This window comes from Streptomyces sp. NPDC001599, assembly GCF_042893535.1.
Taxonomy (GTDB): Bacteria; Actinomycetota; Actinomycetes; order Streptomycetales; family Streptomycetaceae; genus Streptomyces.
Genome location: NZ_JBIAVA010000025.1, coordinates 1 through 16,056 on the forward strand (window position 1 = coordinate 1; position 16,056 = coordinate 16,056).

General features: G+C 72.7%; 9 protein-coding genes. 1 reads left to right on the forward strand and 8 read right to left on the reverse strand.

Features of this window, described 5'->3' with window-relative positions; translation table 11 throughout:
- Nucleotides 1-606: maltotransferase domain-containing protein (locus tag ACFYZ3_RS36445; RefSeq protein ID WP_388527151.1), on the reverse strand; the 606-nt coding region annotated here is incomplete at its 3' end.
- A 370-nt stretch (nucleotides 607-976) separates the two neighbouring features.
- Between ACFYZ3_RS36445 and ACFYZ3_RS36450 the strand changes: the two genes are divergently transcribed.
- Entirely contained in the window at nucleotides 977-3,595 is a 2,619-nt protein-coding gene (locus ACFYZ3_RS36450) for a glycosyltransferase family 1 protein (RefSeq protein ID WP_388527154.1), read from the forward strand.
- A 47-nt stretch (nucleotides 3,596-3,642) separates the two neighbouring features.
- Here the strand turns inward: ACFYZ3_RS36450 and ACFYZ3_RS36455 are convergent, their stop codons facing one another.
- From ACFYZ3_RS36455 to ACFYZ3_RS36485, 7 genes are all read right to left on the reverse strand, one after another.
- A complete protein-coding gene (locus ACFYZ3_RS36455) occupies nucleotides 3,643-4,152 on the reverse strand; it encodes a DUF1990 family protein (RefSeq protein WP_388527157.1) in 510 nt (169 codons plus the stop codon).
- Between the two features lie 80 nt (nucleotides 4,153-4,232).
- Complete coding sequence (locus tag ACFYZ3_RS36460; protein WP_388527160.1) at nucleotides 4,233-5,882, reverse strand: M4 family metallopeptidase; 1,650 nt, start codon at nucleotides 5,880-5,882, stop codon at nucleotides 4,233-4,235.
- 324 nt (nucleotides 5,883-6,206) lie between these two features.
- Nucleotides 6,207-8,258 carry a M4 family metallopeptidase gene (locus ACFYZ3_RS36465; protein WP_388527163.1) on the reverse strand — a complete coding sequence of 684 codons (2,052 nt, stop codon included), beginning with the start codon at nucleotides 8,256-8,258 and terminating at the stop codon, nucleotides 6,207-6,209.
- A gap of 294 nt (nucleotides 8,259-8,552) precedes the next feature.
- The gene (locus tag ACFYZ3_RS36470; protein ID WP_388527166.1) at nucleotides 8,553-10,304 is read right to left on the reverse strand and encodes an ABC transporter ATP-binding protein; all 1,752 of its coding nucleotides are present in this window, start codon (nucleotides 10,302-10,304) and stop codon (nucleotides 8,553-8,555) included.
- Nucleotides 10,301-12,121 (reverse strand): ABC transporter ATP-binding protein, encoded by a 1,821-nt coding sequence (locus ACFYZ3_RS36475; protein WP_388527169.1) that lies wholly within the window; start codon nucleotides 12,119-12,121, stop codon nucleotides 10,301-10,303. The genes ACFYZ3_RS36470 and ACFYZ3_RS36475 overlap by 4 nt, the downstream gene beginning before the upstream one ends.
- A complete protein-coding gene (locus ACFYZ3_RS36480) occupies nucleotides 12,118-14,004 on the reverse strand; it encodes an ABC transporter ATP-binding protein (protein ID WP_388527172.1) in 1,887 nt (628 codons plus the stop codon). The genes ACFYZ3_RS36475 and ACFYZ3_RS36480 overlap by 4 nt, the downstream gene beginning before the upstream one ends.
- The gene (locus ACFYZ3_RS36485) at nucleotides 14,001-15,989 is read right to left on the reverse strand and encodes an ABC transporter ATP-binding protein (protein ID WP_388527175.1); all 1,989 of its coding nucleotides are present in this window, start codon (nucleotides 15,987-15,989) and stop codon (nucleotides 14,001-14,003) included. The genes ACFYZ3_RS36480 and ACFYZ3_RS36485 overlap by 4 nt, the downstream gene beginning before the upstream one ends.
- Nucleotides 15,990-16,056 lie beyond the last annotated feature (67 nt).

Sequence of the window (16,056 nt, forward strand, 5' to 3'; positions counted from 1 at the left end):
CAGGGGGAGCGGGTCGGAGGAGGTGACCAGGTCCCGCAGGGGGTGGCGGGCCAGGACCGCGTCCACCTGGGGCGTCAACGCCGCCGCCAGCCGGGACGCGGCCGGCCTGCTCTCGTCCCGCAGCGCGTCGACGGCGGCCAGCAGTTCACGCCGGTCCTCGCGTCCCGGCACGTCGGCGGCGGCCCGCTCGTACAGCCGGGCGCCCTCCTCCAGGACCAGGTCGGTGTCCATGCCCGCCGGGATCTTGATCCGGGCGTGGTGCCGCCAGGTGGTGACCGGATCGCCCCACGCCTCCACGGTGTACGACCACATCCCGGTCTCGCCCGCGGTGACGGTGGCGCCCCAGCGGTCGGTGCCCGGGGCCAGCTCCCGCATCGGCGTCCAGGGGCCCGGCCGGCCCCGCGGATCTCTCAGGACGACGTTGGCCCCCACCGCGTCGTGCCCTTCCCGGAACACGGTGGCGGAGATTTCGAACGACTCACCGGTGACGGCCTTGGCCGGCCTGCGCCCCCGCTGGACGACCGGACGGACGTCCAGCACGGGGATGCGCCCGACGACCGGGGCGCGCTCCGCGGAGGCGGCTGACGAGTGGTGCGTGGCGGGCATGACCGCTCCTGTCCGCGTCAACTGGGTGGGCGGATGACTGCTGGGGAGGTGGGTCCTGCGAGGTGCGTGCGGGGCGTACCGCAGGAGCCTTCCCACACTCTTCCGGTGGGCAATCCGGCACTTTGTTAACTACTCGCGCGTATGTCGACATCCCGACACACAGCGCGATCTGACCGTCGCTTTCCCGGATGCCGCTCCCGCAATCAGCGTTCGTCGCGACATGTGCAGCTTTCCTTGCGGGCCGAAGCGCCACAAGAAGGCCGACGGGGAAAGATCCGGCCATATCGACACGCCGTGCGCGTCAGTTCCTGTCCGGCGCATCAGGGCGAAGGCCCCAACAAGGGACACATCGCGCGGTAACGTCGTGAGGGTGAAGGCGATCCGTCGACTGACCGTCCGTCCCGTTCTCCCCGACCCCCTCCGGCCGCTCAGTGATCTGGCCCGCAATCTGCGCTGGTCCTGGCACCCGGAGACCCGCGACCTCTTCCAGTCCGTCGACCCCGAGTGCTGGACCGCGTCCGGCCGTGATCCGGTACGGCTGCTCGGCACCGTCCGGCCCGCGCGTCTCGCGGAGCTGGCCGAGGACCGGCGCTTCCTGCGCCGGCTCACCGCGGTGGCCGACGACCTCGACCACTACATGACCGGCGACCGCTGGTACCAGGCCCAGTCCGGCCGACTCCCCGCCGCCGTGGCCTACTTCTCGCCCGAGTTCGGCATCACCGCCGCTCTGCCCCAGTACTCCGGCGGCCTCGGCATCCTGGCCGGCGACCACCTCAAGGCGGCCAGCGACCTGGGGGTGCCGCTCGTCGGCGTGGGCCTGCTCTACCGGCACGGCTACTTCCGCCAGTCCCTCTCCCGGGACGGCTGGCAGCAGGAGCACTATCCCGTCCTCGACCCCCACGAGCTGCCCCTCGCGCCCCTGAAGGAGCGCGACGGCACCCCGGCGCACGTCGCCCTCGCGCTGCCCGGCGGCCGGGAGCTGCGGGCCCGCGTCTGGCTGGCCCAGGTCGGCCGGGTGCCGCTGCTGCTGCTCGACTCCGACGTCGAGGAGAACGACCCCGGCGAACGCGGCGTCACCGACCGGCTCTACGGCGGCGGCAGCGAGCACCGGCTCCTCCAGGAGATGCTGCTCGGCATAGGAGGTGTCCGGGCGGTACGGACGTACTGCCGGCTCGCCGGGCACGCCGCACCGGAGGTGTTCCACACCAACGAGGGCCACGCCGGCTTCCTCGGCCTGGAACGCATCGCGGAACTGTGCGACGAGGGCCTGGAGTTCGGTCCGGCCCTGGAGGCGGTCCGGGCCGGTACCGTCTTCACCACCCACACCCCGGTCCCGGCCGGCATCGACCGCTTCGACCGCGAGCTGGTCGCCCGCCACTTCGGCCCCGACGCCGAACTCCCGCGCATCGACGTCGAACGCGTCCTCAGGCTCGGCATGGAGACCTACCCCGGCGGCGAGCCGAACCTGTTCAACATGGCCGTGATGGGCCTCAGGCTCGCCCAGCGCGCCAACGGCGTCTCCCTGCTGCACGGCGGGGTCAGCCGGGGGATGTTCGCCGGACTGTGGCCCGGCTTCGACGCCGACGAGGTGCCCATCACCTCCGTCACCAACGGCGTGCACGCCCCGACCTGGGTGGCCCCCGAGGTGTTCCGGCTCGGCGCCCGGCAGATCGGTGTGCAGCGGGCCGAGGACGCGCTGGCCGTGGGTGGTTCGGACCGCTGGGACTCGGTGGCCGACATCCCCGACCAGGACATCTGGGAGCTGCGTCGCACGCTGCGCGCCCAGCTCGTGGAGGAGGTGCGCGAGCGGCTGCGCGCCTCCTGGCGGCAGCGCGGCGCCGGGACGGCCGAACTGGGCTGGATCGACGACGCCCTCGACCCGGACGTGCTCACCATCGGCTTCGCCCGGCGCGTCCCCTCGTACAAGCGCCTCACGCTGATGCTGCGCGACCGGGAGCGGCTCACCGAGCTGCTGCTGCATCCCGAGCGGCCGATCCAGATCGTCGTCGCGGGCAAGGCGCACCCGGCGGACGACGGCGGCAAGCGGCTGGTGCAGGAGCTGGTGCGGTTCGCCGACGACCCTCGGGTGCGGCACCGCATCGTGTTCCTGCCGGACTACGGCATGGCGATGGCGCAGAAGCTCTACCCGGGCTGCGACATCTGGCTGAACAACCCGCTGCGGCCGCTGGAGGCCTGTGGCACCTCCGGCATGAAGGCGGCGCTCAACGGCTGCCTCAACCTGTCGGTCCTCGACGGCTGGTGGGACGAGTGGTACCAGCCCGACTTCGGCTGGGCGATCCCCACCGCCGACGGTGTGGGCACCGACCCGGACCGGCGCGACGCCATAGAGGCCAACGCCCTCTACGACCTGCTGGAGCAGCGGATCACCCCGCGCTTCTACGAGCGGGGCGCGAGCGGGCTGCCCGACCGGTGGCTGGAGATGGTCCGCAGGACCCTCTCCCTGCTCGGCCCGAAGGTGCTGGCCGGCCGCATGGTCCGCGAGTACGTCGAGCGGCTCTACGCCCCCGCCGCCGATGCGCACCGTGCGATGGACCCGGACTCCGCGCGCGGGCTCGCCGAGTGGAAGGCGCGGGTGCGGGCGGCCTGGCCCGGCGTGAGCGTCGACCACGTGGAGACCTCCGCCGCCACCGCCAGCGCCGAACTGGGCACCACGCTCGCGCTGCGGGTCCGGGTGAAGCTCGGCGACCTCGCGCCTCAGGACGTGGAGGTGCAGGCGGTCTCCGGCCGGGTGGACTCCGAGGACCGGATCACCGATGCGGCGAAGACGCCGCTGAAACCGGTGGGCGGGCCCGACCTGGAGGGCCGCTGGGCCTACGAGGGCCCGCTCGCCCTGGACCGCACCGGCCCCTTCGGCTACACGGTCCGGGTCCTGCCCGCGCACCGGCTGCTGGCCTCCGGCGTGGAGACCGGTCTGGTCGCGGTGCCCTCGGGCGACCTGGTGGAGGCGGCGGGGCTGCTGATGCGGTGACCCCCGGAGCAGCCGGGCGGCGGCGGGCGGTGGCGGTGAGGCGGGGCTCAGTCCTCCTCGTCGCCACCGCTCAGCCGCCTGAGGACGGTGCCGCACCGGCGGGCGTAGGCGTGCTGGAAGGCGCGGGCCGCCGGTCCGCCGGCCTTGGCGTACCACTTGGCCGGGCGGCTGAAGGCGTGCACGGTCAGCCACACCGTCCCGTCACCCGTGCGGTCCACCACGAAGGCCTCCTCGCCGGACTCCGGGTGGCCGGGCAGCGTGCCGTAGGCCCAGCCGGCCCGGCGCGGCTCCTCCAGGGTCCACACCACCCGGCAGGGCGCCTTGATCATGCCGGCGAGCGTGACGGTGACGTCGACGCCGGGCGCGGCGCGCTCCGCGCTCGCCTCGATGCCGACGCCCATCTCCCGGTGCATCTCCCAGGTGAGCACGGCCTCGACCGCCCGCCGGAACACCGGTTCGCCCTCCCCGAGGCGGGTGCGTACGTGCATGGGGCGGAAGCCGGGCGGGCAGGCGCCCTGCTCGCGGGTGGCGCCGACGTCGTCGTACGTGAAGGACATGGGTACCAAGACTAGGGCGACACCCGGGAACCGCTGGTTCCGGGTGCCGCCCCGCCGTGTTGTGCCGGTGCGTCGCGCGGTCAGCTCACGTTGATCGCGGTCCAGGCCGCGCCCACCGTCTTGTACTCCGTGCTGTCGGCGCCGTACAGGTCGGACGCCGCGCTCAGGGTCGCCGTGCGGGCGTCGGCGTAGTCGGTCGTCGACGTCATGTACTCCGTCAGCGCCTTGTACCAGATCTGCAGGGCCTTGTCGCGGCCGATGCCGGTGACGGTGGAGCCGTCGTGGGTCGGGGAGTCGTAGTCCACGCCGTCGACCGTCCGCGCCCCGCTGCCCTCCGACAGCAGGAAGAAGAAGTGGTTGGCCGGACCGGACGAGTAGTGCACGTCCACGCCGCCGAGACCGGAGTCCCAGTAGTCCTTGGACGCGCCGTCCTTGCTGGGCTTGTCCATGTAGCGCAGCGGGGTGCCGTCGCCGTTGATGTCGATCCGCTCGCCGATGAGGTAGTCGCCCTTGTCGGCGGAGCTGTTCGCGAAGTACTCGACGCCGGTGCCGAAGATGTCGGACGTCGCCTCGTTGAGGCCGCCGGACTCCCCGCTGTACTCGAGGCCCGCGGTGTTGGAGGTGACGCCGTGGCTCATCTCGTGACCGGCCACGTCCAGCGAGGTCAGCGGGTTGGTGTTGCCCGTGCCGTCACCGTAGGTCATGCAGAAGCACTGGTCCGACCAGAAGGCGTTGACGTAGTTGCTGCCGTAGTGGACGCGGGAGTAGGCCGCCTTGCCGTCGTTCTTGATGCCGCTGCGGCCGAAGCTCTCCTTGTAGAAGTCCCAGGTGACCTGGGCGCCGTAGGCGGCGTCGACGGCGGCGGTCTGGTCCTGCGGGTCGCTGGAGGCGGCGCCGGTGCCCCAGGTGTCGTCGGCGTCGGTGAACAGCGTGCCGGTGCCGGAGGTCTTGCGGGCCAGGTTGTACGTCTTGTGGCCGCCGCGCCCGCTGTCGAGGAGCTGGTAGGACGAGCCCGACTTGGTGGTGCCGAGTTCGACCGTGCCCGAGTAGAGGCTCTTGCCGGAGCCGGTCTCGATGCCCTGGTACTCGTACAGCTTGGCGCCGGTGGCGGCGTCGGTGATGACGTGCAGCTCGTTCGGGGTGCCGTCGTCCTGGAGGCCGCCGACCACGGTCTCGTAGGCGAGCACGGGCTTGCCCTCGGCGGCCCAGATCACCTTGCGGGGCGCGGAGTCGGCCGCGGTCTTCGACGACCCGGCGTCCTCGGCGGCGGACAGCGCCTGCTGCTCGGCCTTGGCCGCCTCGACCCTCGGGGTCACGGTGGCGACCTTGATGGCGGCCTTCGTCGCCTTGGTGACGCCTCTGGTGGCACCGGACTTCGACCGGTGCACGACGAGGTCGCCGCCGAGGACGGGCAGGCCGTCGTAGGTGCGCTCGTAGCGGGTGTGCACGGAGCCGTCGCGGTCCTTGACGACGTCCTTGACGACCAGTTTCTCCTTGGCGCCGAGGCCCATCTCCCGGGCGGTGCCGGCCGCGTCGGCCTGCTGCTCCTGTATGAGCGCGCTGCGGGCGGAGGCCGAGAGCAGGACGGGTGCGCCGGGGAGCGCCGACGGCGCGGTGCTGTCGGCGGCGGCGTTGCCCGCGGTCAGGCCGGTGGTGAGCATCGCTCCGGCGGCGACCGCGGTGGCGAGGGCCAGGGTGGTGCGCTTGTGGCGCGCGAAGAGGGAAGACACACAAGCTCCTTCGGTGGGGGGTACCGGACGGCGTGGGGTGTCCGGCCGGTTACTGCGAAGTTGTGCTGTGGGTGACGGAAGACTGACACCGAAGGCGCGTACATGTCAGGAGGGTGCGATGATGTTGGCCGAAAATCGCTGCCCGGGTGTGTGTTGCGGGAATGTGAAGGCCGTGTGACCTCGGTCAAGTGGCAACAAGGCACGTGTAAGTGCTTGGCAAAAACCGTCAGTCGGGGCGGACATGGAGAGGGCGCCGCCCCGGAGGAGTCGAACCTCCGGGGCGGCGCCCTGCCTTGGGTGTGGTGCGTCCGCGGGCCGGTCGGCCTACGGGAAGGTGAGCCGCCAGGCATCGATGTAGCCGGTGTCCGCCGGGCCCTGGTCCTGGACCCGCAGCTTCCAGGTGCCGTTGGCCGATTCGGAGGAGGCGTTCACCGTGTAGGTCTCGTGCACGTCCTCCGCCGGGTCGTAGCCGCTGTTCTTCAGGCGGTACGTCGACCCGTCGGGCGCGACCAGGTCGATCTGGAGGTCACCGCGCCAGGTGTGCTCGATGTCCACGCCCACCTGGAGGTTGCTCGGCGCCTTGCCGGTGCGTCCGGAGACGGTGAGGGACGAGGTCACCGCGGACCCGTAGTCGGGGATGTTCACGTTCGTCGTGCTCTCGAACGTGGTGCCGTCCCCGGGGTCGCCGCCACCGGGCCGCGATCCGACGTTGATGCCCGCCCACGCGTTCGCCACCGCGGTGTACTCGGCGCTGTCGGTGCCGTACAGCTCACCGGCCGCCGCGAGGGTGCCGGTGCGGGCGCCCGCGTAGTTGGTGGTCGACGTGAACTTGGTGGTCAGCGCGCGGAACCAGATCTTCTCCGCCTTGGCGCGGCCTATGCCGGTCACCGGGAGGCCGTCCGAGGTGGGCGAGTTGTACGTGACACCGTTGATGGTCTTGGTGCCGCTGCCCTCGCTCAGCAGGTAGAAGAAGTGGTTGGCCGGGCCCGACGAGTAGTGCACGTCGGAGTTGCCGATGCCCGAGAACCAGTCGTCGTAGGACGCGCCGTCCTTGCTGGGCTTGTCCATGTAGCGCAGCGGGGTGCCGTCGCCGTTGATGTCGATCTCCTCGCCGATGAGGTAGTCACCGACGTCCTCGGAGTTGTTGGCGTAGAACTCGACCGACGTGCCGAAGATGTCGGACGTGGCCTCGTTCAGACCGCCGGACTCGCCGCTGTAGTTGAGTCCCGCGGTGTTGGACGTGACGCCGTGGGTCATCTCGTGCCCGGCCACGTCGATGGCGGTCAGCGGGTTGGCGTTGCCCGAGCCGTCGCCGTAGGTCATGCAGAAGCAGCTGTCGGACCAGAAGGCGTTGACGTAGTTGTTGCCGTAGTGGACCCGGCTGTACGCGCCCACGCCGTCGCCGCGGATGCCCGAGCGGCCGTGCACGTTCTTGTAGTAGTCCCAGGTCAGCGCGGCCCCGTAGTGCGCGTCGGCACCGGCGGTCTCCGGGTCGGAGGAGCTGCCGTTGCCCCACACGTCGTCGGAGTTGGTGAACAGCGAACCGGTGCCCGAGGTCCGGCCGTTCAGGTTGTACGTCTTGTGGTTGCCGCGCGCGCTGTCGGTCAGCGTGTACGACGACCCGGACTGCGCGGTGCCCAGCGTCACGGTGCCGCTGTACGTGGTGTGGCCGGTGCCGTTCTCGATGCCCTGGTACTCGTACAGCTTGGCGCCGGTGGCGGCGTCGGTGATGACGTGCAGCTCGTTCGGGGTGCCGTCCTCCTGGAGGCCGCCCACGACCGTCTCGTACGCCAGGACCGGCGTGCCGTTCGCCGCCCAGATCACCTTGCGCGGGGCGCGGTCGGCGTCCGGCTGCTCGGCACCGGCGGCCTTCGCGGCGGACACCGCCTGGGACTCCGCCTTGGCGGCGGAGATCTTCGGCGTCACGGTGGCCGGCCTGAGCGCCTTCGCCGTGGCCTTCACGACCTGCTCGGTCTTCCCCGCGTCGGAGGCCACCACGAGGTCGCCGCCGAGGACGGGCAGACCGTCGTAGGTGCGCTCGTAGCGGGTGTGCAGGGTGCCGTCGCGGTCCTTGGCCACGTCCCGGACGACCAGCTTCTCCTTGGCGCCCAGGCCCAGCTCGTCGGCGGTCCTCGCCTTGGTGGCGTTGGCGTCGCGGATCAGCTCGGCGCGCTGGGCGGGGCTGAGCCTGACCAGCTCGTTGCCCTTCGCGGGGGTCGGCTCGGGGGCCGCGGTGGCGGTGCCGGACTGGACCGCCGTGGCGATCAGCGCGGCGACACCGGCCAGCGCGACGGCCGCGGCGCGCCGGTGCGTGGTACGGCGAGAGGTGTGGGAGGTGGTGTGGGAGGTGCGTCTGTGGGGAGTACTGCTGCTCAACACTGACTCCTTCTGCGTGGCCGCGGATTGCGCGGCCAGGGGAGACCGGTCGGCGGGTGGCCGGCCGGGCGGAACTGTGCGGTACGCAGAAACCTGGTGCTGTGAGCCGGCCGCGGCACAGCGCTCGTGAGGAAGCTGTGGGGGCGCTGTGAAGGGGCCGACGGAAGAGTGGCAGGAGAAAGCGCTACTTGTCAGGAGCGCGTCAGTAAGTTGGCTGGAAATGGTTCGTTGACCGGGCGTTCACGTTCGATAAACGGAATCGTTGCTGGCCCGGTCCGGTTACTGTCCCGTCGGTCAGTAACCGGCGGACGGCTCCCCGTGCCAGGAGCCCCACAGGGCCGCGTACGCCCCGCCCGCCGCCACCAGCTCGTCGTGCGTGCCCAGCTCCGTCAGCAGACCGTCCTCCATCACCGCCACCCGGTCGGCGTCGTGCGCGGTGTGCAGGCGGTGCGCGATGGCGATCACCGTACGGCCCTTCAGCACGGCGGCCAGCGCCTGCTCCGTGTGCCGGGCCGTCGTCGGGTCCAGCAGGGCCGTGGCCTCGTCCAGGATCAGGGTGTGCGGGTCGGCCAGCACCACCCGGGCCAGGGCGAGTTGCTGGGCCTGCGAACCGTCCGTGGAGTGTCCCTTCGCGCCCAGCTCGGCGCCGAGGCCCGCGGGCAGCTCCCGCACCCAGCCCTCGGCGCCCACCGCGGCGAGCGCGGCCCACAACTCCTCGTCCGAGGCCGCCGGTTCGGCGATCAGGAGATTGTCGCGGACCGTCCCAAGGAACACATGGTGCTCCTGGGTGACCAGTACCACCTGACGGCGCAGCCGCTCCGGACCCAGGGCGACCACGGGCACCCCGCCCACCGTCACCGAACCCTCCGTCGGCGCGTCCACGCCCGCGAGGAGCCGGCTCAGCGTCGTCTTGCCCGCCCCCGAAGGACCGACGACCGCCAGCCGCTCACCCGGCCGCACCGTCAGGTCCACCCCGCGCAGCACCTCCCCGCCCCGGTCGTAGGCGTACCGCACCCCGGACACGTCGATACGGTCGCCGTCCGGAACCGCCGACTCGTCCGCCGTCGCCCGCGGGGCCCGCGCCAGCCCCTCCACCCGGGCGAACGAGGCAGCACCGGCCTGTAGTTGCTCGACCCGCATCAGCACCTCGTCGAGCGGTCCCGCCAACTGCTGGAGATACACGGCACAGGACACCACCGCGCCGAGGCTCGCCGACCCGTGCATGTGCAGGACCCCGCCGAGCAGCAGCACCCCCGCCACCGGAAGGACGTAGGAGATGTCCACCGCCGGGAAGAACACACTGCGCAGGAACAGCGTCCGGAACCGGGCGCGCAGCGAAACCTCCAGCGCCCGGCGGTTCGTCGCCACGCGCCGCTCGGCCAGCCCGAACGCCTCGACCGTGCGGGCCCCCGCCACCGTGGCCGCCAGACTCTCCGCGACGTCCGAGTTGGCCGCGCCCTCGGCGAGGTAGGCCGTCCGCGCCCGGCGCAGGTACCAGCGCAGCGCCAGCCAGGCCGGCGTCAGCCCCAGCACCCCGACCAGGCCGAGCAGCGGGTCGAGCACGAACACCGCGGCGGTGAGGAACAGCGCCTGCACCGCGTTGACCAGCAGCTCGGGACCGGCGTCGCGCAGCGTCGTGCCGACGGCGGTGACGTCGGCGGTGCCGCGCGTCGTCAGATCCCCGGACCCGGCCCGCTCCACGACCGACGCGGGCAGCGCGAGCGCCCGCTCCACGTACCGCTCCCGCACCCGGGCGAGCGTCCGCTCCCCGAACCGGTGCCCCACGTACCGCGCCCAGCGGGCCAGCAGCAACTGCGCCAGCGAGCACAGCAGGATGGCGAGGGCCATCCGGTCCACGGCGCCGACCCCGCCCCCGCCGCGCACCTCGTCGACGATCCGGCCCAGCAGCCACGGACCCGCGAGACCGGCCAGCGCGGCCAGCGCGTTGAGACCCAGGACGACGGCGAAGGACCTCCGGTCGGTGCGCACGAGGCCGGCCGCCGCGCGGCGGACGTCGGTGCGCTCGGCTACGGGCAGCTGTGTCATCGGGCCGGGTCCCCTTCTTCGGCGGCTTCGCCGTCCCGCGCGACCAGGGCGCGGTACCCGGGCTCGGAGTCCAGGAGTTCGCGGTGCGTGCCGGTGGCGGTGACCTTGCCGTCGACCAGGTGGTGCACGACGTCCGCGCGGTCGAGGAGGAGCGGCGAGGTGGCGGCCAGCACGGTGGTTCGGCCCCGGCGGGCGTGCTTGAGGCGGTCGGCCACGGTGGCCTCCGTGTGGGCGTCCAGGGCGGAGGTGGGTTCCGCGGCGAGGAGGACTTCCGGGTCGGTCAGGAGGGCTCTGGCCAGGCGGATGCGTTGGCGTTGTCCTCCGGACAGGTCTCGGGCCTGGGCCGCGACCTGGGTTTCGAGGCCGTCGGGGAGGGCGCGGACTATGTCGTCGGCTGCGGCGGCGCGGAGGGCTGCGGTGAGATGCGCCTTCTCGTCTGCCCCGGGCCGCTGTCGTGCGTCTGCGGACGCGTCGGGGCTGGTCGCGCCCACGCGGCGGAGCCGACCATCGACACTGCCCGCGCCCCTGAGGTCGGTGTCCGGAGCGCCTACTACATCGCTCAGGGCGCCTGCGAAGAGGTCGGCCTCCGGGGTCGCCACCAGGATGCGGGCGCGGATCTGGGGGAGGGGGATCTCCGTCAGCGGGACGTCTCCCCAGGTCGCGTCGGACGGGCTGTAGCGGCCCAGGCGGTCCAGGATGTCGGTGGCGTCGGACGGGCGGGACGTGGCCAGGGCGGTCAGGCGGCCGGGGGTGATCCGTACGCCCGAGGCCGGGTCGTAGAGCGCCGACGGTTCGGCGGGGGCGTCCCGGGTGCCCGTGTCCGGTACCGGCTCCAGGCGCAGGAAGGCGACGACCCGGCGGGCGGCCACCACGCCGCGGCTGAGCTGGTGGCCCATCTCGATGAGGAACGCCACCGGCCAGCCCAGCGCGACGACATAGCCGTACACCGACACCAGTTCGCCCACACTGATGTGACCCTGCGCGGCCTGCCGGGCGCCCAGGCAGGTCACCAGGGCCAGGAACAGCATCGGCAGCCCCACCCCGAGGGCCTGGATCCAGCTGGTCACCGCGCCGACCCGGTAGCCCTGCTCGCGCAGCCGGCCCGAGTCCCGGCGGAAGGCGTCCGCGACCAGGCCCTTGCCGCCCAGCCCGTTCAGCACCCGCAGCCCGCCCGCGAGGTCGCCGATCCGCGCGGTCAGCACGGACTGCCGCTCCCGGTACTCCGCCTCCCTGCCCTGGAGCCGCCCCATGAGCGGGCCGAGGAGCACCCCGAGCGCCGGGACCCCGAGCAGCACCACCAGGGCGAGCCGGGCCGACACCGACAGCATCAGTCCGCCGACCGCCGCATAGGCGACGACCGCGCCGACGCCCGGGCCCACGGCCGTCAGGGACGTGCTGATGGTCTGCACGTCGCCCACCCCGATGGTGACGACCTCCCCGGTCCCCACCTGCCCGCGCAGCGCCGCGCCGAGCCGCGTGGCGTGCCCGACGACCACCTTGACCGTGCGGAAGTTGGCGTCCATCCGCACCTTCGTCATCGTGCGGTGCCGCATCATGCCCAGCCACGCGTTGACCCCGCCGACGGCGACCATGGCGCCCGTCCAGAGCGCCAGCGCACCCATGTCACCCGGCTCCAGGCCATGGTCGACGGCCCGGGCCATCAGGTACGGCGTCGCCGCCAGCAGCACCATCCAGACACTGGCGAGCACCGCCCCCGCCAGGCACCGGGGCCACTGCCGCCGGACCAGCCAGCCCAGGTACCGCCAGCCGCCCCCGCGGCCCGGGGTGCCCGGGTCCTCGTACGCGTCGATCCTCACGCCAGACTGTCCCGCCAGGCGCGATGCAGATCCGCGAACCGGCCCGTACCGGCGATGAGTTCGTCCGGCGTGCCGTCCTCGACGATCCGGCCGTGCTCCATCACCAGCACCCGGTCGGCGATCTCCACGGTGGAGAGCCGGTGCGCGATCACGACCGCCGTACGGCCCTTCAGCACCGTCGCCATCGCCCGCTGCACCGCGCGCTCCCCGGGGATGTCCAGCGAACTGGTCGCCTCGTCCAGGATCAGCACCGCCGGGTCGGCGAGCAGCGCCCGCGCGAACGCCACGAGCTGCCGCTGACCGGCGGAGATACGGCCGCCCCGCTTGCGCACGTCGGTGTCGTAGCCGTCCGGCAGCGCGGCGATGAAGTCGTGGGCGCCGATCGCCTTCGCGGCCCGCTCGATCTCCTCCCGCGTCGCCTCCGGACGGCCGATGGCGATGTTGTCGGCGACCGTGCCGGAGAACAGGAACGCCTCCTGCGTCACCATCACCACCCCGCGCCGCAGTTCGGGCACGGCCAGGTCGCGCAGGTCGGTGCCGTCCAGCAGGACCCGCCCGGCGGAGGGGTCGTAGAACCGGGCGAGCAGCTTGGCCAGCGTCGACTTGCCCGCACCGGTCGAGCCCACGACGGCGACCGTCTGCCCGGCCGGGAGCGTCAGCCCGAAGCGCGGCAGCACCTCGCCGCCGGTGCGGTAGCCGAAGCTCACCGAGTCGAAGACGACCTCGCGGCCGGGGTGCTCCGACTCCAGCGGCGGCAGCTCCTTCGGCGCGGCCGGCTCCGGCACCGACGGCGTCTGGGCCAGCAGCCCGGCGATCTTCTCCAGCGAGGCCGCCGCCGACTGGTAGGAGTTCAGGAACATGCCCAGCCGGTCGATCGGGTCGTACAGGCGGCGCAGGTACAGCACCGCCGCGGCCAGCACACCGAGCGCCAGCGTGCCGTCCGCGACCCGGTAGGCGCCCCACAGCACGATGCCCGCGACGGCCGTGTTCGCGACCAGGCGGGAACCCACCACGTAACGGGCCATCTCCAGCAGCGCGTTGCCGTTGGTCCGCTCGTGGCGGTGGTTCAGGACCGCGAAGTCCGCGTCGTTAACGGCCTCACGGCGAAAGGCGCGCACCGGCCGGATGCCGTTCATCGTCTCCACGAACTTCACGATCACCGCCGCGATCGCCGTCGACCGCTGCCGGTACACCCGTCCCGCGCGCCGCTGGTAGAGCCGCACCAGCGCGTACAGCGGCACGAACGACGCCACCGCCACGGCGCCGAGACCGAGGTCCAGCCAGAGCAGCAGCGCGGCGATGTAGACGAAGGACAGGATGACCGTCACCAGCTCCTGGAGCCCCTCGTCGAGCAGTTCGCGCAGGGACTCCACGTCCGTGGTGGAGCGCGAGATGAGGCGGCCCGAGGTGTAGCGCTCGTGGAAGTCGACGCTCAGCGCCTGCGCGTGCCGGAAGATGCGCCCGCGCAGGTCGAGCAGCACGTCCTGGCTGACACGGGCCGCCGCCGCGATGAAGGCGTACTGGAGTCCGCCCGCCGCCAGCGAGCACAGCAGGTAGCCGGCGCCCACCGCCATCAGCGGGCCGTGGTCGTCGTCCCGCAGGGCCGGCACGGCGTGGTCGATGGCGTACGCCACCAGCAGCGGGCCCGCCTGCACGGCCGCCTGCTGGAGCAGCAGCAGGAGGACGGTGAGGGCGACCCGGGCCCTCATGGGCACCAGCAGGGAGCGCAGCAGGGCACCGGTCGCACCCGGCGGGCTGGGCAGGACGTCCCGGTCGAAGGCGTCGTCGGCGGCGGTGGAGCCGGTCCCCGACCCGGCCGGGTCCCCGGGCTCGGGGCCCTCCGGCTGTTCCCTGTCCGGCGCGGTGGCCGTGGGCGCGGTCATCGGCCGTCCCCTCCCTGGGGTCCCTCGTCGTTCTCGTGCCCGTCGAGCCCGGACATCAGATGGGCGTACTCGGGGCTGGTGCGCAGCAGTTCGTGATGGGTGCCGACGGCGGTGATGCGGCCCCCGGAGAGCAGGGCGACGCGGTCGGCGAGCAGGACGGTGGAGGGGCGGTGGGCCACGATCAGCGCGGTGGTGTCCGCGAGGACCTGCCGCAGGGCGGCCTCCACGGCGGCCTCCGTGTGCACGTCCAGCGCGGACAGCGGGTCGTCCAGGACGAGGAACCTCGGTCTGCCCACCACGGCCCGCGCGAGCGCGAGGCGCTGACGCTGGCCGCCGGAGAGGCTGAGACCCTGCTCGCCGACCTGGGTGCCGGTGCCCCGGGGGAGCGCGTGCACGAAGTCGGCCTGCGCGACGGCGAGCGCGCGGTCCAGTGCCTCGCCGCCGGCGCCCTCTCCGGCACCCATCAGCACGTTCTCACCGACGGTGGCGGAGAAGAGGGTGGGCTCCTCGAAGGCCACGGCGACCATCGAGCGCAGCTCCTCGCGGGACAGGGCGGTGATGTCCTCGCCGTCCAGCGTGATCCGGCCCTCGGTCACCTCGTGCAGGCGCGGGACGAGCGCGGTCAGCGTCGTCTTGCCGCTGCCGGTGGCACCGACCAGGGCCATGGACTCGCCGGGGCGGATGTGCAGGTCGACGTCCGTCAGGAGGGGCGGGGAGTCGGGGGCGGCGTCGGGATACCGGAACCGCACGTGCTCGAACCTGAGCCCCCCAGCTGCGGGCAGTCGTGCCTCCCCCAGTGCCTGAACGGCCTGGGAGGTACCCCCAGGGGCGGCACGGGTGGGCGATGGGGGCCCCCCCGCTCGAGCGAAGCCGAGAGTGGGGGAGGCACCCCGCAACGCCGGGCCGCGCTCCCCACCCCCCGGCACCGACGCAGGGCCACCAACACCCCCCGGAGACTCAACTTCCGCGTCCATCACCTCGAAGTACCGGTCCGTCGCCGTCGCCGCCTCCTGGCTCATCGCCAGCAGGAAGCCGATGGACTCCACCGGCCACCGCAGCGCCAGCGCCGTCGACAGGAACGCCACCAGCGTCCCCGCCGACAGCGCCCCGTCCGCCACCTGGACCGCCCCGACCACCAACGCCGCCCCGATCGCCACCTCGGGCAGCGTCACGATCACCGCCCAGATGGCCGCCAGCAGCCGCGCCTTGCGCAGCTCCGTGCCCCGCAGCGTGTGCGACAGCTCGTGGAAGGCGCGGGCCTGGCTGCGGTGCCGCCCGAACCCCTTGATGATCCGGATGCCGAGCACGCTCTCCTCGACCACGGTCGTCAGATCCCCGACCTGGTCCTGCGCGCGCCGCGCCACCGCGGAGTACTTCTTCTCGAAGATCCCGCAGGTGATCATCACGGGGATGGCGGGTCCCAGGATCACCAGCCCCAGCATCCAGTCCTGGACCAGCATGATGCCCACGCCGACCAGGATCGTCACGCCGTTGACCAGCAGGAACGTCAGCGGGAAGGCGAGGAACATACGGAGCAGCATCAGGTCGGTCGTCCCGCGCGACAGCAACTGCCCCGAGGCCCAGCGGTCGTGGAAGGCCACCGGCAGGCGCTGCAGATGCCGGTAGAGATCCGCCCGCATGCCCGCCTCGACGCCCGCCAGCGGCCGGGCCACCAGCCACCGCCGCAGCCCGAACAGCAGCGCCTCCGCGAGCCCGAGGAGCAGCAGGTACAGCGCCCCGAGCCACACGCCCGCCGGATCACCGTCGGCGACCGGGCCGTCCACCATCCACTTCAGGACCAGCGGGATCACCAGACCCACGCAGGAGGCGAGGATCGCTATCACCGCGGCCGTCCCCAACCGTGCGCGCACCGGCCGCACATAGGGCCACAGCCGCAGCAGGGCACGTACGGTGGAACGTGTCTCGGGGGCGTCCGGGGCGGCGTCCGCGGCGAGATCCGTGGCGGGGGCAGGTTTCGTGGGCATCAGCAGCGAGCCTACGGTTTGGCACTGACACTGCCCACTGGGTTTTCGCGCCCACCGGGGTCGTACG